This is a genomic window from Bradyrhizobium guangdongense (assembly GCF_006483445.1).
Classification (GTDB): domain Bacteria; phylum Pseudomonadota; class Alphaproteobacteria; order Rhizobiales; family Xanthobacteraceae; genus Bradyrhizobium; species Bradyrhizobium guangdongense_A.
The window spans coordinates 1-19,136 of sequence record NZ_PPPT01000167.1; the positions used below are offsets into that span (position 1 = coordinate 1).

The window sequence follows — 19,136 nt, forward strand, 5'->3', positions numbered from 1 at the left end:
GGTGCTGATGATGTTCGGCCCGCCCGATGCCGCGAGCCAGCACAGCGACACCTCGACGAAGTGGAAGATCAAGCGCTTCTCCAATGACGAGCTGCGCCAAAAGTTCGTCGATGCCACCGTGCCGCAGGCGCAATATCTCGGCCTCACCATTCCCGATCCCGGCATGACTCAGGATGCGGATGGGCACTGGCGTTACAGCGAGATCGACTGGACCGAGTTCAAGCAGGTGCTCGCCGGCAACGGCCCCTGCAACCGCGACCGCATGGCCGCGCGCCGCAAGGCGCATGACGACGGCGCCTGGGTGCGTGAAGCCGCTGCCGCCTACGCCGCAAAGCGCGCGCATCGCCAGACCGCGCAAGCCGCCGAATAGGAGAGAACAGGATGGCCACGCCGAACACGCCGCTGTGGGAAGTCTTCATTCGCAGCCGCAACGGGCTCGCGCACAAGCATGTCGGCTCGCTGCATGCGAGCGATGCGACCATGGCGCTGCAGGCCGCGCGCGATATCTATACTCGCCGCGGCGAGGGCCTCTCCATCTGGGTCGTGCCGTCGACCGCGATCACGGCGAGCGATCCCGCCGAGAAGGGCATGATGTTCGAGCCGGCGGAATCCAAGATCTACCGGCATCCGACGTTCTACGACGTGCCCGAAGAAGTGGGGCACATGTGATGACTGTGGCCAACATCCAGGTCTCCGAGACGCCGCTGGTGCTGTACACGCTGCGCCGCGCCGACGACGCGCTGATCCTCGGCCATCGGCTGTCGGAATGGTGCGGGCACGCGCCGATGCTGGAAGAGGACATGGCGCTCTCCAACATCGCGCTCGACCTGATCGGCCAGGCGCGCGAGCTCTATGGTTACGCGGCCAAGGCCGAAGGCGGGGACAACGACGAGGACAAGCTCGCCTATTTGCGCGACGTGCGGCAGTACCGCAATCTGCTCCTCGTCGAGCAGCCGAACGGCGACTTTGCGCAGACCCTGGTGCGGCAGTTCTTCTATTCGGCCTTCGCCGATCTCTATTGGCGCGCGATGATGAATTCGCGCGATACCACGCTTGCGGCAATCGCCGCCAAATCGGAGAAGGAGAGCGCGTATCACCTTCGCCATTCCTCCGAATGGATCATCCGCCTCGGTGACGGCACCGAGGAGAGCCATGCCCGCGCGCAAGGAGCGATCGACCAGCTTTGGGCGTTCACCGGCGAGATGTTTGCGGTCGACGACAGCGAGCGCGGCCTGATCGATGCCGGCATTGCGATCGACCCGGCCACGTTGCGCGATCGCTGGATGAAGACGGTTGCGAGCGTGGTGACCGAAGCGACGCTTGCGCTGCCGCAGAACAACTGGATGCAGCAGGGTGGCCGGTTCGGCCGGCATAGCGAGCATCTCGGTCATCTCCTGAGCGAGCTGCAATCGATGCAGCGCACCTTCCCGGGGCAGACATGGTGACCACGCTCGATAGCGACCTGCGCCAGCGCGCCTGGGATGCGGCGGCCAGCGTCGTCGACCCCGAGATCCCGGTGCTGACCATCGCCGATCTCGGCGTGCTCCGCGACGTTGCGTTCGACGGCGACCGCGTCGAGGTCGCGATTACGCCGACCTATTCGGGCTGCCCCGCGATGAGCATGATCGCGCTCGAGATCGAGCTGGCGCTGGAGCGTGCAGGTTTTCGCGCACCAAAAGTGCGCACCGTGCTGTCGCCGGCCTGGACCACCGATTGGATGAGCGAGGACGGCCGCCGCAAGCTGCGCGACTACGGCATTGCACCGCCGCGGGCCTCGAACTCGCGCCGCGCGCTGTTCGGTGCGCAGAGCGTGGCGTGCCCGCAGTGCGGCTCGGAGGATACCGAGCTGCTGTCCGAATTCGGCTCGACCTCCTGCAAGGCGCTGTGGCGTTGCAAATCCTGCCGCGAACCCTTCGATTATTTCAAGTGTCATTGACCATGTCAGCAGCCGCGCCCCGCTTTCATCGCCTGGCCGTCAACGATCTCCGCCGCGAGGCATCCGACGCTATATCGATGACCTTTGCGATCCCGGCCGACCTCGCAACCGACTACGGCTTCAGGCCGGGCCAATACCTGACGCTGCGCACCACGCTCGACGGCGAAGAGGTGCGGCGCTCCTATTCGATCTGCTCCGGGCCCGACGACGGCGAAATGCGGATCGCCGTGAAGAAGGTCGATGGCGGTGCGTTTTCGAGCTGGGCCGCCGACGAGCTGAAATGCGGCGACGAGCTCGACGTGATGACGCCGACCGGCCGCTTCGGCCAGATCGCCGCGGCGGAGACGCCGCGCACCCACGTTGGTTTCGCCGCCGGCTCCGGCATCACGCCGATCCTGTCGATCGTCAAGGGCGTGCTGGCGCGCGAGCCCAAGAGCCGATTCTTCCTGTTCTACGGCAACCGGGCAAGTGCCAACATCATGTTCCTCGAAGCGCTGGAGGAGCTGAAGGACCGTTTCATCGATCGTCTCTCGATCTTCCATGTCATCTCCGGTGAAGATCAGGACATCCCGATCCTGCACGGGCGGCTGGACGGCGAGAAGGTGAGGGTGCTGCTGCGCTCGCTGGTGCCGGCCGAGAGCGTCGACCATGTGTTTGTTTGCGGTCCACTCGGCATGAGCGAGGACATCGAGACGACCTGCCGCGACCTCGGCATTGCCGAAGACCACATCCATGTCGAGCGCTTCGTCTCCGAGTTCGGTGGCAAGCCGCGGCCGAAGAAGGCGGTGGCTGTCGATGCGCCGCCGAAAGCGATCGCGTCGCTGATCATCGACGGCAAGCGCCGCGAGGTTCCCGTTGCCGAGGACGAGGCGATCCTCGATGCGGCGCTGCGCGCCGGCGTCGATCTGCCCTTCGCCTGCAAGGGCGGCATGTGCTCGACCTGTCGTGCGAAGCTGGTCGAAGGCACGGCGCCGATGGACATCAACTATTCGCTGGAGCCCTGGGAACTTGAGGCCGGCTTCGTCCTCACATGCCAGGCCAAGCCGTCATCCGAACGGGTGGTGGTCGATTATGATCATGTCTGAGAGGGCGGATCAGGTCCTCATGATGCAAATGCGTCGCATTATTTGACAGCGCTGATCAGGCGGCAGAACATCATGCAAAAATATCTGTCCGGGAGAGACGCGTGAACGTCAAAGCAGCCTTGTCGCCCCAAGACGTCGCCCGCGCCTGCGCCGATGCGATGTGGGCTGAGGACGATGCCTCCAAGGGGCTCGGCATGGAGATCGTCGAGATCGGTCCGGGCCACGCGACGCTGGCGATGAACGTGCGGCCGGACATGGTCAACGGCCAGCGCATCGCCCATGGCGGCTTCATCTTCACGCTAGCCGATTCCGCCTTTGCGTTCGCCTGCAACTCGCACAATGAGCGCGTGGTTGCGGCGCAAGGCCAGATCACCTTCATCAAGCCGGGCAAACTCGGCGATCGTCTCGTCGCCACCGCGCGGGAGATCACCCGCGGCGGCCGCTCCGGCATCTATGACGTGCGGGTCACCGTTGGCGACACCGTCATAGCCGAATTCCGCGGGCATTCGCGTGTCATACCGGGTAATTGGCTGCCGCCGGCGCAAGATCAAAAGCAATAAGTCGAAAAGAACAGACGATGTGGGGAAACGCAGATGGCTCTGACCAGGCTCAAGGCAGGCGGCAGCACCTATAGCGCCGAGATGGACGCACATGAGCGCGCCTCGCGCGACGAGATGAAGGCGCTTCAGACGCAGCGCCTCGCCTGGTCGCTGAAGCATGCCTATGACAACGTCACGCATTATCGCAAGGCTTTCGACAAGGCCAGCGTGCATCCGTCCGATTTCAGGGAGTTGTCCGATCTCGCAAAGTTTCCGTTCACGGTGAAGACGGATCTACGCGACAATTATCCCTTCAACATGTTCGCCGTGCCGCGCGAAAGGCTGGTGCGCGTGCATGCGTCGTCGGGCACGACGGGAAAGCCGATCGTGGTCGGCTACACGCAAGCCGACATCGACACCTGGTCCGAGGTGATGGCGCGCTCGATCCGTGCCGCGGGCGGCCGCACGGGCATGATCATCCACAACGCCTATGGCTATGGCCTGTTCACCGGCGGTCTCGGCGTTCACTACGGCGCCGAAAAGCTCGGTTGCACGGTGGTGCCGATCTCCGGCGGCATGACCGAGCGGCAGGTGCAGCTTATCAACGATTTCCGCCCCGACATCATCACGGTGACGCCGAGCTACATGCTGGCGATCCTCGACGAGTTCAAGCGGCAAAAACTCGATCCGCGGCAGTGCTCGCTCAAGGTCGGCATCTTTGGTGCCGAGCCCTGGACCAATGCGATGCGCAGCGAGATCGAAGAGGCCTTCGACATGGACGCGACCGACATCTACGGCCTCTCCGAGGTGATCGGTCCCGGCGTTGCGCAGGAGTGCATCGAGACCAAGGACGGCCTGCATATCTGGGAGGATCACTTCTACCCCGAGGTGATCGATCCCGTAACCGGCGCGGTACTGCCCGATGGCGAGAAGGGCGAGCTGGTCTTCACCTCGCTCACCAAGGAAGCCTTCCCGGTGATCCGTTATCGCACCCGCGACCTGACGCGGCTGTTGCCGGGCACGGCGCGGCCGGGCATGCGGCGCATGGAGAAGGTGACCGGGCGCTCCGACGACATGATCATCCTGCGCGGCGTCAATCTGTTCCCGACCCAGATCGAGGAAGTCCTGCTCGCGACCGACTGGTGCGGCGGCCACTTCATCCTGGAGCTCACCCGCGAAGGCCGCATGGACGAGTTGACCATCATCGCGGAGGCCCGGCCCGAGAGCTGGGATGGCCGCGGCCTCGTGGACCATGCCGACCGGATCTCGACCCACATCAAGAACACCATCGGGATCAGCTCCAAGGTGAAGGTGGTCGCGCCCGCCACGCTGGAGCGCTCCCTCGGCAAGGCCAAGCGTCTCTTCGACAAGCGGCCGAAGGATTAGACCACGGATTGACTTGACCGGGTCCAGAGGCGACAAGGCCACAAGAAATCGTAGGTCATCCGATGTCGTCCGAAGCAAAATCCGTCGAAGCGCGCTGCGTGCGCCTCAATGCCAAGGCCGAAAATGCCGACGCGCTGGCGCCTCGCGTTGAGCCGCATAAGCTTGTACGCGGGCCGAACGACCTCCTGATCGAGGTCAAGGCGGCGGCCGTCAATCCCTCCGACGTGAAGGCCGCGACCGGGCTGATGCCCTATGCCGTGTTTCCGCGAACGCCCGGCCGCGACTATGCCGGCGTTGTCATCGACGGTCCGGCGGGCACGATCGGGCGCGAGGTGTTCGGCTCGTCCGGCGATCTCGGCATCCGCCGTGATGGCACCCATGCGACGCATCTCGTCGTCGAGGCGGATGCCGTGGTGGAGAAGCCTAAGACCGTCTCGTGGGAAGAAGCTGCTGGCATCGGCGTGCCCTTCGTGACCGCCATGGAAGGCTTTCGTCGCTCCGGCGTGCCGAAGGCTGGCGAGACCGTGCTTGTCATGGGCGTCAACGGCAAGGTCGGGCAGGCCGCCGTGCAGATCGCGACCTGGCAAGGTGCGCGCGTCATCGGCGTCGTGCGCAAGGCCGAGGCCTATGAAGGCTACAGCAATGCGCCGATCGAGGTGATCGATGCCTCCGCCACCGATGTCGCCACGCGCGTGCGCGAGCTGACGTCGGGCAAGGGCGCGGACATCGTGTTCAACACGGTCGGCGATCCCTATTTCCAGGCCGCGCACAAGGCGCTCGCCCTGCGTGGCCGGCAGATTTTGATCGCCGCGATCGACCGCATCGTGCAGTTCAACATCCTCGAGTTCTATCGGGGCCAGCACACCTATGTCGGCATCGACACGCTTGGGCTGTCGTCGGGTGCGACCGGCGCCGTGCTGCGCGATCTCGGCCCGGGCTTTGCCAGCGGGCATCTGAAACCGTTTCCGATTCATGCGAGCGCGATCTATCCGCTGGACCGGGCCAAGGATGCATATGTTGCCGTCGCCGGTTCCTCGCGCGATCGCGTGATCCTGAAGCCGTAGTATCCCGTCATTGCGAGCGCAGCGAAGCAATCCAGACTGTTAATGAGGAAAGATTCTGGATTGCTTCGCTGCGCTCGCAATGACGGAGAATGACGAGAGACCAGAGAGCAACTGATGGAAACCGCGCAACTCGTCACGCTCGCCGGTCTCGGCATCGGCCTTGTCTATGGCGCAGTTGGCCTTCTGAGCGGCTTCTGCCTGATGAGCAGCATGCGCGGCGTCCTCAGTGAGGGCGATGGCCGCCTTGTGCGTAGCTATGCGCTGGCGGTTGCGGTTGCGATTTTGGCAAGTCAGTTTCTCGTGGTTCGCGGCACCGTCGATCTCGGCAAGTCGATTTACTTGCAGCCGACCTTTTCCGTGCCGGTGCTGTTCCTCGGTGGCCTTCTCTTCGGCTACGGCATGGTGCTGTCGAACGGCTGCGGATCCCGCGCGCTGGTGCTGCTCGGCCGCGGCAATCTCCGTTCTTTCGTCGTCGTGACCGTGCTCGCCATTGCCGCACAGATGACGCTGAAGGGGTTGATCGCACCGGCGCGGATTGCGATGGTGCAGGCTACGCAAACGACGATGTCGGCGAATTCGTTGCCGCTTCTCGCATCGGCGTTCGGCATGGGGGAGACGATCGCGCGAGTTTTTGTGGTGTTGGTCGTCGCGGGCGCCTTGGCCATCTTTTCCTTCGCGCATGACGGCTTTCGCCGGTCGGCGGGACAGATCGCGGCGGGTGTCGCGGTCGGGCTTCTGGTCGCCGGCGGCTGGTACGTCACCGGCTCTCTTGGCGCCGACGATTTCAATCCGGTGCCGGTGACCTCGCTCACCTTCATCGCGCCGATCGCCGACACCCTGCAATATGCCATGCTCTCGACGGGGCTCACGCTCAACTTCGGCATCGCCACGGTCGGCGGCGTATTCGCCGGCAGCCTGGTGACGGCGATCGCGACGGGCCGCTTCCATCTCGAAGGCTATTCCTCGCCGCGCCACATGTTGCGCTCGGCCAGCGGCGCCGCGCTGATGGGCATCGGTGGCGTGATGGCCTTCGGTTGCTCGATCGGGCAGGGCCTCACTGGCCTCTCGACGCTGTCGCTGGCCTCGTTCGTCGCAGTCGCCGGCATCCTGCTCGGCACGACGCTTGGCCTGCGCGGAAGCTTCCGCGTTCAGCCGCTCGCGGCGGTCTGACCGCGAAGCAACCGGTCGCCCAGCGTCGCAAGGCCGATGCCGGTGACGATCAGTGCGGCCGCGACGGCAAGGCTCATGTCGATCGGCTCGCCCAGCAGGATCGCCGCGCTGGCAATGCCGACCAGCGGTGTCCCGGTGGTGCCGAGCGACGTCGTGAGGGCCGAGATGCTCTTGTTGACCATCGACATCGCCCAATAGGCCAGTGCCGTCCCAATCAGGCCGGAATACAGGAACAGCAGCACGAGCTTCCACGACCATTCCGCGTGCGGCGGGCCCTCCGTGATGACAGCCGATCCCGTCAGCACGATCGTCGCCACGAGCACCTGCCAGAGCAGCAGCTGGAGCGGCGATGCAATCCAGCGATGCGCGCTCATATAGATAATGTTCGCGGCCCAGGACATCGCGGCCAGAATGACCATTGCGGCGCCGAACAGGACGTTGGTATTGGTCCAATCAATCGAGGTAGGGTTCAGGATCACGGCAAGGCCGATCAGCCCCAGCAGCGCGCCGGCGAGCTTGGGCGCGGTCAGTGTATCCTTCCCAAGCAAGGGCGCGGCGATCGCGACCCAGAGCGGCGTGGTGTAGCCGAGCACGATGGCCTTGCTCGCGGGCAGGAAGCGCACACCGGCCGCAACCAGGACCGAGAATATCGTCATGTGCAGCAGCGCGACGCTGAGGATCACAGGAATGTCGCGCCGCTCGGGGATCACCAGATTTCTGCTCAGCCCCAGGATCACGAACAGCCCGGCCAGCGCGATCCAGCTTCGGATCGCCGAGGTCCACAGCGGCGGAAGGAACTGGACGAGCTGTTTCGTCACCGACCAGTTCACGCCCCAGGCCAGCACGACGATCAGGAACAGGCCGACGGCCGCGCGGGGGGAGAGGGAGTTCATCGCAAAATCCTTGAAGCAGTCCGGTTCGCCGGATAGCATCCAATCTGGCACCTGAAAAAGTGCCAGATTTGAAAGGAATAAGGTGCCAGTTTCGGACAGCACGATCTCCGCGCTGATCGACCTGAACAGGGCCGATGCCGAAGGGCTGGTGGCTCAACTGACGAGCCAGTTGCGGGCCCTGATCGCGACCGGTCGTCTCGGCAAGGGCTGCGCGCTGCCGTCAAGCCGGCGGCTTGCGGGCGATCTCGGCGTTTCGCGTAACACCGTCACATACGCGTTCGAGCAGCTCGCGGCCGAGGGATATCTCGAAGCCTCGCACGGCCGCCGTCCCGTGGTGACGGTCGACGGTAGCGAGCGCATCGAAGGGACGGGCGCCGTCGCGTCGAAGACTCGTGCCACCAGGACGCAGCTCTCGCCCTGGGCGTCGAAGCTGAAGCAGACCGACTGGCCGATGTCGTATCAGGCGCCGCTAAAACCGCTGCGGCCCGGGCATGGTGATTTCAGGGAGTTTCCGAATGAGGTGTGGGCACGGTGCCTGCGCCGAAGTGCAGTGCATGCGGCCAGGCGCGAGCTCGGACCGGTGAATCGGACGCGGCTGCGCGAAGCGCTCGCGCATTATTTGGCGACCAGCAGGGGCGTCCGCGCCATCGCAGACCAGATCATGATCCTGCCAAGTGCGCAGGCGGCGCTGTCCTTGATCGCGGCCGCGCTCATTACGCCAGGCGACGAGGTTTGGGTCGAGGACCCCGGCTATCCCGGCGCGGCGGCTGCGTTCCGTGGGTCCGGCGCGCGCGTGACGGGGATGAAGCTCGACGCGCAGGGCATGCAGCGGGTGCCCGAAGCACCTGCGCCAAGGCTCATCTTCATGACGCCCTCGCATCAGCACCCGACCGGGCGGCTGATGTCACTGGAGCGCCGCACTGCGTTTCTTGGGGCAAGCCAACCCGGCAAGACCTGGATCGTGGAGGACGACTACGACGGCGAATTCCACTACGACAGCCGGCCGGTGCCGGCCCTGCAGGGGTTGGACGCGCACGGCCGCGTGTTCTATGTCGGCACGTTCTCGAAGGCGATGACCTCGGATATCCGGCTCGGCTATCTCGTCGCGCCGCCGGCGCTGGCCGGCATTCTCGAGATCGCGCAGCGGCATATCGGGCTGATCGCGTCCAGCCACGTCCAGGAGGCGCTGGCCGAGTTCATTGCCGATGGGCATTTCCTGGCGCATCTGCGCAGGGTCCGCCGGCTCTATCATGCCCGCCGCGATCATCTCGCGGAAGGATTGGAGCGTCATCTCGGCGAGGTGCTGACGGCCGAAGTGCCCTCGGGCGGCATCCAGCTCGTGGCGCGGCTCAGGCGCGGTCGTGCGGATCATGCGGCGGTGAAGCGGCTGGGCGAGGCGGGGGTTGTGACGCGGGCCCTGTCGAGCCTGGCGCTCGACAAGCCGCGCGATCATGGGCTTCTGCTCGGCTTTGCGGCCTGGCGCGAGAACGAGATCAGCGCGGCGCTGCGGACGATGGCGTCGTGCTTCTAGCGCTCGTGGGTTACTCTACAGCCTTCGTCACGATCCGGATCTCCGACGTCAGCGTCCGGTGCACCGGGCACTTGTCGGCGATCTCCATCAGTCTCTTGCGCTGCTCGGCGTCGAGGTTGCCGTCGAGGGCGATAACGCGGTCGATTTGGTCGAGCATGCCTTCGCGCGTCTCGCACTCCTCGCAGTCCTTTGCGTAGATCTTGCTGTGCTTCAGCGTGACCGTGACGCGCTCGAGCGGCAGCGATTTTCGGTCGGCATAGAGCCGCATCGTCATGGAGGTGCAGGCGCCCAACCCCGCAAGCAGGAAATCATAGGGGCCGGGGCCCGCGTCCTCGCCGCCGGCCGCGAGCGGCTCGTCCGCCACCAGCCGATGCGGCCCGACCGAGATGATCTGGTTGAACTTGCTCTTGCGCGTCTCCTGCACGACGACCACGCGTGGCGCCTCGCCGAGATCCATCGCGTTTGGCGGCGCGGCTGGTTCGACGTAACGGCTGGCCCAGGCCGTGATGACATCCGCGGCATAGGCGGCGTCGCGGGGCTTGCTCAGGAGATGATCGGCATGGTCGAGCGACACAAAGCTCTTCGGATGCTTTGCAGACAGGAATATCTTCGTCGCATTGTCGATGCCGACGGTATCGTCGACCGGCGAATGCATCACCAGCAGCGCCTTGTGCAGGCCGGTGACGTCCTTCATCAGCTCATGCTCGGCGATGTCGTCGAGGAATTCGCGCTTGATGCGGAAGGGGCGGCCGGCAAGCGAGACTTCGACCTCACCCTGCTTGCGGATGCTATCGATGTGCTCCCTAAACAGGCCAGTGACGTGCGCGGGATCGGACGGTGCGGCAATGGTCGCGACCGCCTTGGCCTCCGGGATCCTGCCGGCCGCGGCCAGGATCGCTGCGCCGCCAAGACTGTGTCCGATCAGTATCGCCGGCGCTTTCTGCGTCGCGCGCAGATGGTCCGCGGCGCGGACGAGGTCGGCGACGTTCGAGGAGAACGTCGAATTGGCGAAGTCACCCTCGCTGGAGCCGAGCCCGGTGAAATCGAAGCGAAGTACGGCAATCCCCTTCGCGGCGAGCGCGACCGAGATGCGCTTGGCTGCAAGCGTGTCCTTGCCGCAGGTGAAGCAGTGCGCGAACAGCGCGTAGGCGGTGGGCTCACCGTCCGGTAGTTCGAGCGCCGCTGCCAGTTGATGGCCGCCTTCGCCCGTGAATTGAAAGCGTTCCGTCGGCATGGGTACCCCCGTTGCTATCGATCAGTCTCCGGAATAGCGCTGCTCCGCCCAGGGATCGCCGCGGTTATGATAGCCGCGGACTTCCCAGAAGCCCGGTGCGTCCTCGGTCAAAAATTCGATCGCCTGCAGCCACTTTGCGCTCTTCCAGAAATACAGATGCGGCACGACCAGCCGCACCGGGCCGCCATGCTCCTCCGAGAGCGGCTCGCCCGACCAGCTATGGGCGAGCAGGGCGTCCTCGGCTGCAAAGTCTTCCAGCGGGAGGTTGGTGGTGTAGCCGTCATAGGAATGCAGCACGACGAAACGGGCATCGTCACGGGGCTGGCAGGTGGCCAGCAGCTCGCGGGTCGCGAGCCCCTGCCATTGATTGTCGTAGCGCGACCAGGTCGTCACGCAATGGATGTCCGAGGTGAATTGTGCCTGCGGCTGCGACGTGAATTCGGCAAACGTCCAGAACACCGGCTTCTCGACCGCGCCGTAGACGTCGAGGCGCCAACGCTCACGCGAGATCGGCGGCACGACGCCGAGATCGAGCACCGGCCAGTCCTTGGTGAGATGCTGGCCGGGCGGCAGACGCTGATCCTCGGGCCGGACGATCTTGCCGGTGAGGAAGCGGCCCTCGCGCGCCCACTTCTCCTTGGTCCGCGTCAGCTTGCTTTCGGGCGGGGGCTCGGTCTCGTCGGTCATCTCTCACGCGCGCATGTTGGCGCCGCCATCGGCGACGCCATGCATGCTAGCATGAAGCAGCGAGCGGAGGCGACCGCTCAGGCTTTGCCGAACAGGACCGGCAACTGGCGGGGGCCGCGCACGGTTCCCTGCGACCATTTCACGGTGCCCGCCGGGTCGAGCCTGAAGTCGGGGATCCGCTTCAGCCATTCCTCGATCGCGACCTGCATCTCCATCCGCGCGAGGTTGGAACCGACGCAGCGATGGATGCCGAGCCCGAAGGCGGCGTGGCGATTCTCGCGCCGGTCGATCACGACCTTGTCAGCATCCGGAAACATCTTTGGATCGCGGTTGGCCGCCGGGAACGACAGTAGCACCATGTTGCCCGGCTTGACCGGACAGCCGGAGATCGTCGTTTCCTTCATCACTTCACGCGCCATCGTCACCGGCGCATAGGCCCGCAGCAGCTCCTCGACCGCGGTCGGGATCAATTCCGGCTCGGCCAGCAGGCGCTCGCGGTCCGCCGGCGTTTTGGCGAGGTGCCAGAGCGACGAGCCGATCGCGCTCCAGGTTGTGTCGATGCCGGCAATCAGGAGCAGCCGCAGCGAGCCCAGCACGTGGGAGTCTTCCAGCGGCTGACCGTTCTTGTCCCTGGCGTTCATCAAATAGGAGATCAAATCGTCGGTCGGCTTCGACTTGCGTGCCTCGACATGACCGGCGAAGTAGCCGCTCATCTCCTGAACGGCCTGCACGAGCTTGCTCTCGTCCTTGATGCCAAGCTCCAGGATCATGTGGATCCAGTTGATGAAGAGATCGCTGTCGCTCTCGGGGATGCCGAGCATGTGCGCGATCGCCTGCACCGGGATGTATTTTGTGTAGCGCGCGGCGGCGTCCACCTTGCCGTCGGCGATAAAACCGTCGATCAGCTCGTTGCAGATGGCGCGGACCCGCGGCTCCAGCTTCTTCATCGCATCAGGCGTGAAGGGCGGGAGCAATAGTTGCTTCGCCGGCTTGTGCTCGGGCGGGTCCGAGGTGATCGGCGGCGCTGCGTTGCGCGCGACCTCCGGGCGGACGTCGCGGACGATGACGCGGCGGGAGGAGAAATGCTCGGTGTCGTTGGCGATCTCGCGCACCGCCTCATAGCTCGTCGGTAGGTAACAGCCGAGGAAGCGCTCCGTGTGCACGACCGGGCTTGCGACGCGCAGCTCGTCCCAGATCGGGAAGGGGTTTTCCGTCCACCGGGGATCGGTGTGGTCGAAATCGTTGATCCAGTCGGTCACCGGGGGATGATCGGTCGGCGTGAAGACGTCGGACATCTCTGCAAATTCCTCTGAAGGGTGAGTTCAGGCCAAAGCACGCAAGCGGACAGGCGGAAGGCGCCTATTCCTCGGTCACTTCAATTGCGATTTCCGGGCAGTTGGATTTGGCCAGCCAGGCCTTGTCCTCGAGGCCCGCCGGCACGGTGCCGTCGCCGACTTCATGAGCGTTGCCGAATTCGTCGAGCTCGAACAGCTCCGGCGCCAGCGCCTTGCAGCGGGCGTGGCCCTGACACTTGTCGGGATCGACGTGAACCCTCAGTCGTTCTGCCATTGCAGCGTTTCCTTGGTCATGTGCAGGCGTGCCGACAGGGGCCACCGTGCGTTCCTCAATAGATTCTATGTCTGCGGTCCGAGCCGCAGGTTCTAAGTTATAGTATATTACATTATCGCCGGGCTTTCCCTGTCAAGAGCAAACTTATAGATTGCCCTGCAACATGCCGTCACAACTCGCGCGCAAGCCGCAAAATACCTACCACCATGGCGATCTCCGCGATGCCCTGATCAAGGCTGCCTTGCGTGAGGCAGAGCAGGGCGGGGCGGAGGCCATCAGCATCAAGGCACTCGCCAAGGAGCTTGGCGTCTCGCAACCTGCGCCGTACCGGCATTTTGCCGATCGTGAGGCGCTGCTCTCTGCAGTGACGGCGGAGGCCTTCCGGCAGTTCACGGCGATGCTGCGCGAGGCGATGACAAAGCCGTCGAAGCAATCAAAACTGTCGCGGCTCGCCCAGGCGACGCTCGATTTCGGCCTGCGCCGCAATGGCATCTATCGATTGATGTTCGCCTCGCGCACGGTGTCCTGCGCCGAAAAGGGCAGCGAGCTGCACAAGGCCGCGAGCGAAACCTTTGCACTGGTCATCGACGCGCTGGAGGCACCGGCAGTCGGCTATCTGCGGGAGCGGCACGCATACAAGATCTGGGCCGCGCTCCATGGCGTGGTGATGCTGGCCGAGCAGGGGATGCTGACCGGCGAGGCCGCGCACACTACGCGTGCGGAGCTGGTCGAGGATTTCGTGACCGAGACCAAGGTCGCGCTCGACGCCGCCATCAAGGACGCGCGCCGCCGCGACAAGGCCGGCGCTTAATTCATCCCCAGCAACGTCTTCAATTTTGCGACCGCGCTGTCGGGCGTCGTGACGACGCGCTTGCCCGTTGCTTCCCCGACCAGCGGCGCGGTCGCCGCGATGCTGAACTGCGCCAGCGCGATGACATCGCAATCGCGCAAGTCGCGGGAGGCTTCCACGATCAGCCGGTCATGCGTGGCGCGGTCGCCGCGGTCGAGCGCGGCCAGCGCGCCTTCGGCAAGCTTCGGCACGATCTCGACCGAGGCCGGAAACTCCGGCGGCATCGAAGCGAGTGTCGGCGGAAAGGTCGAGAGCAGGCCGATCCGCCGGCCCATCGTTATGGCCTGCTCGATCATGGCTTCGTTGGGCTTCAGCACCGGCATCGGCGCATGCGCCCGCGCGACCGCCTCGATGCAGGGGCCGAAGGCCGAGCAGGTGAACAGGATCGCGTCGGCTCCGGTCGCGGCGGCATAGTCGCCGAGCGCGAGGAAGCGCTCGGTCATCGCATCGCTCAGCTTGCCGTCACGCGCGAGATCGGCCGACAGGCTGTCGTCGAGCAGGTTCATCAGCCGCGCATCCGGCCAGCTTTGCGCGAAAGCGGCTTCGATCGGTGCGATGGAGTGCTTCAGGGCGTGGATCAGGGTGATGCGCATGGTGCCTCTTCCCCCTCGCCCCGCTTGCGGGGAGAGGGTTGGGGTGAGGGGGAGTCTCCGCAGGGACGGTGAGAGTGGGACTCGTGGAGAGTCCCCCTCACCCGGATCGCATCTGCGATGCGATCCGGCCTCTCCCCGCGAGCGGGGAGAGGCGAAGTGACCGGCTTACTTGAACGGGATCGCGTACATCAGGCCGCCCTTGCTCCAGAGGCCGTTGAGGCCGCGATCGAGCTTGAGGGGGCTGGCTTTGCCGACATTACGCTCAAAAATCTCACCATAGTTGCCGCCGGCCTTGATCGCCGTGGCCATCCATTTGTTGTCGAGCCCCAGCCGCGAGCCGAGATCGCCGGAGGCGCCCAGCAGGCGCTGGATTGCCGGTGTCTGCGACTTCGCCATCTCATCGACGTTGGCCTGGGTGACGCCAAGCTCTTCCGCCTCGATCAGCCCGTAATGCAGCCAGGTGATGATGTCGCTCCAGACTTCGTCGCCATTGCGGGTGAAGGGGCCGAGCGGCTCCTTGCTGATGGTCTGCGGCAGCACGACGTAGTCGGCCGGGTTCGGTGCGGCGGTGGTGACGGCGCCGGCAAGCGCCGAGGCGTCCTGGGTCATGGCATCGCAGCGGCCGCCGAAGAAGGTCTGGTACATGGTGTCGACGCGGTCGAACACCAGCGGCTTCCAGTCGATGCCGTTGGCGCGGCCGTAATCGCCGAGCGTCACCTCATGGGTGGTGCCCTGCGCGACGCAGACGGTGGCGCCCTTCAGATCCTTCAGCTCCTTCACGCCGAGGTCTTTCTTCACGACAAAGCCCTGGCCGTCATAGAAGTTGACCGGGCCCTGCCGCAGGCCCAGCGTCACGCCGCGCAAGTAAGTCTGCGTCGAGTTGCGGTACAGCACGTCGATCTCGCCGGACTGTAGCGCGGTGAAGCGGTTCTGCGCGGTCAGCGAGACGTAGCGAACCTTGCTGGCATCGCCGAGCACGCCGGCGGCAAGCGCGCGGCAATAGTCGACGTCGAGTCCCTTGTAGTTGCCTTGCGAGTCCGGCGCGGAGAAACCGGCAAAGCCGGCGCTGACGCCGCATATCAGTGTGCCGCGTTGCTTGACGGTGTCGAGCGTTGCGGCAGATGCCAGGCTCGTCGATGCCGCAAGCAGGCCTGCGGCGATAATCCCTTTGTTCATCTTACTCTCCCCTCACTGATGGACACTTCGCAAAACACTGTCGACGGCCGTGCCGAGTTTCTCGACGATCAGGTCGATCTCGGCGACCGAGGCGATATAGGGCGGCGCCAGCAGCACATGGTCGCCACGACGACCATCGACGGTGCCGCCGCCGGGATAGCAGCCGAGGCCGTCGGCGAACGCTGCCGCCTTGATCTTCTGATTGAGCTTGAGCGCGGGGTCGAATGGCGCCTTCGTCGCGCGGTCGGCCACGAGCTCGATTGCCCAGAACAGGCCACGCCCCCGGATGTCGCCGATATGGCGGTGATTGCCAAAACGTTCGGTGAGCCGCTGTTCGAGCTGCTTGCCCCGTACCTTGATCTGGTCGAGCAGATTATCGTCGCGGATCACGTTTTGCACGGCGAGCGCGGCGGCACAGGCCAGTGGATGCGCGAGGTAGGTATGGCCGTGCTGGAATGCGCCGGATTTTTCGCGGATCGTATCGACGATCCTGCCGCTCGCGAGCATCGCGCCGATCGGCTGGTAGCCGCCGCCGAGGCCCTTTGCGATGGCCTGGATGTCGGGCGCGACGCCTTCCTGCTCCCAGGCGTGCAACGTTCCGGTGCGACCCATGCCGCACATGACCTCGTCGAGGATCAGCAGCGCGCCATGGCGGTCGCAGATCTCGCGCACCGCCCTGAAGTAACCGTCCGGTGCGGTCACGCAGCCGGCGGTCGCGCCGACCACCGGCTCGGCGAGGAACGCCGCGACGGTGTTGGGCCCGAGGCGCTGGAATTCGGCCTCGAGCTCGGCGGCGAGCCGTGCCACGAACTGCGCATCCGATTCATCGTCGCGCTTCTCGTGATAGGCGAAGGCGGGCGTCACGTGGCTGAAGGCAGACGAGAGCAGCGGCGCATAAGGCTCGCGGCGCCAGGCATTGCCGCCGGCGGCGAGCGCACCGAGCGTATTGCCGTGATAGCTCTGCCGACGCGCAATGAAGTGATGCCGTTGCGGTTCGCCGCGCTCGATGAAATATTGCCGTGCGAGCTTGATGCTGGCCTCGATCGCCTCCGAACCGCCGCTGACGAAATAGGCGTAAGCGAGGCCGCCCGGCTCATGGCCGACCAGCCGCTCGGCCAGCTCTTCTGCCGGCTCCGACGAGAAGAACGCGGTATGCGCATAGGCCAATGTCGAGGCCTGCTTCGCCATCGCCTCGATCACGCGCGGATGCTGATGGCCGAGGCAGGACACGGCCGCGCCGCCGGAGGCGTCGATCACGCGCCGGCCGTCCTCGGCGATCAGATAGATGCCTTCGCCGCCGATCGCCTTGGGCGGCGTGTCACGCAGGGAGCGGTGCAGCACGCGGCTTTTGCGAGTGCCCATGGTTCAACCTTTCTCTGAAACGTAGGTCGAGGTCACGGCAAGCCGCGCCTCGGTTTCCTGGAGGCGCTTTTTCGACGCCGCGCCGCCGAGCGAGAACGTCACGGCCGCGAGCGATTGCGCGATCGCGATCGCGCCGGTGAGGCTCGGGAAGAAACCGGGAGAGGCGGCGGCTTCGAACAACAGCACATGATCGGCGCCCTCGGCCATCGGCGCGGTCACGGTGTCGGCAATCGAGATCAGCGTCGCACCTGAGCGATGCGCGGCCTGCGCGACCCGGACGCTTGCACGGGTGTAGGGCGTGAAGCCGATCACCACGACGGCTTCGCCGGTGCGGAAGGCGCCGGTGTCGAGGTCGTCAGGGCCGGAGCCGCCGACGAGCTGGACTTCGCCGGGGCGAAACAGCCGCAGTTCATAGGTGAGCAACTCGGCGACGCTGCGGCAGCTCCGGAAGCCGGTGATCCAGATTCGCGTGGCCGCATGCAGCGCCTTGGCGGCGTTCACGATCGCAGGCGCGGAGATGCGCGGAAGGCCGGCGGCCTCAGAGTCGAGCTTGTCGGTGACGAGCGCGATGTCGGCATGCGGTCCGTGGCGCCGGATCTTTGCGCGGCCGGAGAAGGGCGAGGACTGCGACGGACGTCGTGCTTCCGTCAGCGCCGCACGCAATTCGTCCCAGCCGGAATAGCCGATGGCTTTCGCGAGCCGTGTGAAGGCCGCGGGATCGGCACCGGCTTCCGCGGCGAGATCGCGCATCGAACGGGTGGTGGCGTCGTAATCATTGGCCGCGACAAACCGCCCGACCTCCTGCAAGCGCAGGGGGAGCGATGGCAATGCAATCCGGAGTTCGCTCAGGGGCGAGGATTTCGCGGGCTCGGCCATGAAACATTTGTTGCACGTATCAGAGTTTGGTGCAACAGTTGATGCGCGCTTCGCCGGACATCGCTCCTTTTCTTTTAGCCAGAGGACATTTGTGCCGTGACGACCGAAGATGCCCCAAGGCCGCCGCCGCGCCGGCGCTTCTCCTTCGCCCTCGGAAGCCGCGAGCTGAAAGGCCTGTTCTGGCAGGTCCTGGTCGTTGGCATGGCGGTCGCGATCATCGCCTTCCTCTGGTCCAACACCGTCACCAACCTTTCCGCTCGCCGCATCACCACCGGCTTTGCCTTCCTCGGCCGCGAGGCCGGCATGCCGATCGCCGATAGCCTGCTCTCCTATAGCCCGCAAAACACCTATTTCTGGGCCTTCGTGGTCGGCGTCGCCAACACCCTGCGCGTCGCTGTCATCGGTATCGTGCTGGCGACGATTTTGGGAACGTTGGTCGGCATCTCGCGGCTGTCGGCGAATTGGCTGCTGTCGCGCATTGCCGCCGTCTACGTCGAGGTGCTGCGCGATATCCCCCTGCTGCTGCAATTGCTGTTCTGGTATGTGCTGATGCAGGCATTGCCGGCCGCACGTTTGGCCTGGAAGCCGGTCGAGGGCGTCTTCCTCTCCAATCGCGGCTTGATCCTGCCGGCAGTTCCCATCGGTGTTGGGCAGTTTTGGGTGCTCGCCACCGCCGTGCTCGGTTGCGGCGTGGTCTACGCGATACGCCGCTATATGATCGCGCAGCAGATGCGCGACGGCAGGCCGCGCCCTGTCTGGCCTTTTGCTGTCGTGCTCATCCTCGCGCTGCCGGCGCTGGTGTCGTTTGGGCTCGGCGTCTCCTGGTCCATCGCCTGGCCGGAACTGCGCGGCTTTAATTTCGTTGGCGGCATGACGCTTGCGCCGGAATATTTTGCGCTGCTGATCGCGCTCGTCACCTACACCTCGGCCTTCATCGCCGAGATCGTGCGCAGTGGCATTCAGGCGGTGCCGCGCGGGCAGTGGGATGCCGCCAACGCGCTCGGCCTCAAGCGCAGCTTCATGCTGCGACAGATCATTCTGCCGCAGGCGCTACGCGTCATCGTGCCGCCGATGACGAGCCAGTATCTCAATCTGACCAAGAACTCATCGCTCGCTGTGGCGATCGGCTATCAGGACGTGGTCTCGATCGCCAACACCACGCTGAACCAGACCGGGCAGGCGATC

The 19,136-nt window shown here is 65.1% G+C and carries 21 protein-coding genes; 12 read left to right on the plus strand and 9 right to left on the minus strand.

Annotated features, from left to right (window positions below; translation table 11 throughout):
- The 9 genes from C2U70_RS23585 to C2U70_RS23630 form a co-directional block, all read left to right on the plus strand.
- Positions 1–370: Phenylacetic acid catabolic protein (locus C2U70_RS23585; RefSeq protein WP_186294428.1), on the plus strand; the 370-nt coding region annotated here is incomplete at its 5' end.
- 11 nt (positions 371–381) lie between these two features.
- Positions 382–669, plus strand: a complete 288-nt coding sequence (paaB, locus tag C2U70_RS23590) for a 1,2-phenylacetyl-CoA epoxidase subunit PaaB (RefSeq protein WP_140980859.1) — start codon at positions 382–384, stop codon at positions 667–669.
- Positions 669–1,445, plus strand: coding sequence for a 1,2-phenylacetyl-CoA epoxidase subunit PaaC (gene paaC, locus C2U70_RS23595; RefSeq protein WP_186294429.1), 777 nt, complete (start codon positions 669–671; stop codon positions 1,443–1,445). The genes paaB and paaC overlap by 1 nt, the downstream gene beginning before the upstream one ends.
- Positions 1,439–1,936 (plus strand): 1,2-phenylacetyl-CoA epoxidase subunit PaaD, encoded by a 498-nt coding sequence (paaD, locus tag C2U70_RS23600; protein WP_140980863.1) that lies wholly within the window; start codon positions 1,439–1,441, stop codon positions 1,934–1,936. Before paaC ends, paaD begins: the two co-directional genes overlap by 7 nt.
- Before the next feature lie 2 nt (positions 1,937–1,938).
- Entirely contained in the window at positions 1,939–3,021 is a 1,083-nt protein-coding gene (gene paaE / locus C2U70_RS23605) for a 1,2-phenylacetyl-CoA epoxidase subunit PaaE (protein ID WP_186294430.1), read from the plus strand.
- 101 nt (positions 3,022–3,122) lie between these two features.
- A complete protein-coding gene (gene paaI / locus C2U70_RS23610; protein WP_140980867.1) occupies positions 3,123–3,581 on the plus strand; it encodes a hydroxyphenylacetyl-CoA thioesterase PaaI in 459 nt (152 codons plus the stop codon).
- Positions 3,582–3,614: 33 nt separating this feature from the next.
- Positions 3,615–4,946, plus strand: coding sequence for a phenylacetate--CoA ligase PaaK (gene paaK / locus C2U70_RS23615; RefSeq protein ID WP_140980869.1), 1,332 nt, complete (start codon positions 3,615–3,617; stop codon positions 4,944–4,946).
- A 62-nt stretch (positions 4,947–5,008) separates the two neighbouring features.
- Positions 5,009–6,010 (plus strand): quinone oxidoreductase family protein, encoded by a 1,002-nt coding sequence (locus C2U70_RS23620; RefSeq protein ID WP_140980871.1) that lies wholly within the window; start codon positions 5,009–5,011, stop codon positions 6,008–6,010.
- A gap of 114 nt (positions 6,011–6,124) precedes the next feature.
- Entirely contained in the window at positions 6,125–7,180 is a 1,056-nt protein-coding gene (locus C2U70_RS23630) for a YeeE/YedE family protein (protein WP_140980875.1), read from the plus strand.
- On the opposite strand, the gene C2U70_RS23635 is transcribed toward C2U70_RS23630, so the two are convergent.
- Positions 7,159–8,073, minus strand: coding sequence for a DMT family transporter (locus C2U70_RS23635; RefSeq protein WP_140980876.1), 915 nt, complete (start codon positions 8,071–8,073; stop codon positions 7,159–7,161). The genes C2U70_RS23630 and C2U70_RS23635 overlap by 22 nt on opposite strands.
- An 82-nt stretch (positions 8,074–8,155) precedes the next feature.
- On the opposite strand from C2U70_RS23635, the gene C2U70_RS23640 reads away from it, so the two are divergent.
- Entirely contained in the window at positions 8,156–9,604 is a 1,449-nt protein-coding gene (locus C2U70_RS23640; RefSeq protein WP_140980878.1) for a PLP-dependent aminotransferase family protein, read from the plus strand.
- A gap of 10 nt (positions 9,605–9,614) precedes the next feature.
- On the opposite strand, the gene C2U70_RS23645 is transcribed toward C2U70_RS23640, so the two are convergent.
- The 4 genes from C2U70_RS23645 to C2U70_RS23660 all read right to left on the minus strand — a co-directional run bounded on the left by C2U70_RS23645 (position 9,615) and on the right by C2U70_RS23660 (position 13,094).
- On the minus strand, positions 9,615–10,838 hold the full coding sequence (locus C2U70_RS23645; RefSeq protein ID WP_140980880.1) for a bifunctional alpha/beta hydrolase/OsmC family protein: 1,224 nt from the start codon (positions 10,836–10,838) through the stop codon (positions 9,615–9,617).
- Positions 10,839–10,859: 21 nt separating this feature from the next.
- Positions 10,860–11,525, minus strand: coding sequence for a sulfite oxidase-like oxidoreductase (locus C2U70_RS23650; protein ID WP_140980881.1), 666 nt, complete (start codon positions 11,523–11,525; stop codon positions 10,860–10,862).
- Between the two features lie 77 nt (positions 11,526–11,602).
- Positions 11,603–12,820 (minus strand): cytochrome P450, encoded by a 1,218-nt coding sequence (locus C2U70_RS23655; protein WP_140980884.1) that lies wholly within the window; start codon positions 12,818–12,820, stop codon positions 11,603–11,605.
- Between the two features lie 64 nt (positions 12,821–12,884).
- Positions 12,885–13,094 carry a ferredoxin gene (locus C2U70_RS23660; protein WP_140980886.1) on the minus strand — a complete coding sequence of 70 codons (210 nt, stop codon included), beginning with the start codon at positions 13,092–13,094 and terminating at the stop codon, positions 12,885–12,887.
- A gap of 163 nt (positions 13,095–13,257) precedes the next feature.
- On the opposite strand from C2U70_RS23660, the gene C2U70_RS23665 reads away from it, so the two are divergent.
- On the plus strand, positions 13,258–13,905 hold the full coding sequence (locus C2U70_RS23665) for a TetR/AcrR family transcriptional regulator (RefSeq protein ID WP_140980889.1): 648 nt from the start codon (positions 13,258–13,260) through the stop codon (positions 13,903–13,905).
- On the opposite strand, the gene C2U70_RS23670 is transcribed toward C2U70_RS23665, so the two are convergent.
- From C2U70_RS23670 to C2U70_RS23685, 4 genes are all read right to left on the minus strand, one after another.
- Positions 13,902–14,537 carry an aspartate/glutamate racemase family protein gene (locus tag C2U70_RS23670; RefSeq protein WP_140980892.1) on the minus strand — a complete coding sequence of 212 codons (636 nt, stop codon included), beginning with the start codon at positions 14,535–14,537 and terminating at the stop codon, positions 13,902–13,904. The two genes, C2U70_RS23665 and C2U70_RS23670, sit on opposite strands and share 4 nt — an antisense overlap.
- Positions 14,538–14,702: 165 nt before the next feature.
- Complete coding sequence (locus C2U70_RS23675) at positions 14,703–15,713, minus strand: amino acid ABC transporter substrate-binding protein (protein ID WP_140980895.1); 1,011 nt, start codon at positions 15,711–15,713, stop codon at positions 14,703–14,705.
- 12 nt (positions 15,714–15,725) lie between these two features.
- A complete protein-coding gene (locus C2U70_RS23680; protein WP_140980898.1) occupies positions 15,726–17,075 on the minus strand; it encodes an aspartate aminotransferase family protein in 1,350 nt (449 codons plus the stop codon).
- 3 nt (positions 17,076–17,078) lie between these two features.
- Positions 17,079–17,951 (minus strand): MurR/RpiR family transcriptional regulator, encoded by an 873-nt coding sequence (locus C2U70_RS23685; protein ID WP_140980901.1) that lies wholly within the window; start codon positions 17,949–17,951, stop codon positions 17,079–17,081.
- A 165-nt stretch (positions 17,952–18,116) separates the two neighbouring features.
- On the opposite strand from C2U70_RS23685, the gene C2U70_RS23690 reads away from it, so the two are divergent.
- Positions 18,117–19,136 (plus strand): amino acid ABC transporter permease (locus tag C2U70_RS23690; protein WP_349629579.1); only part of this gene is annotated, 1,020 nt, incomplete at its 3' end.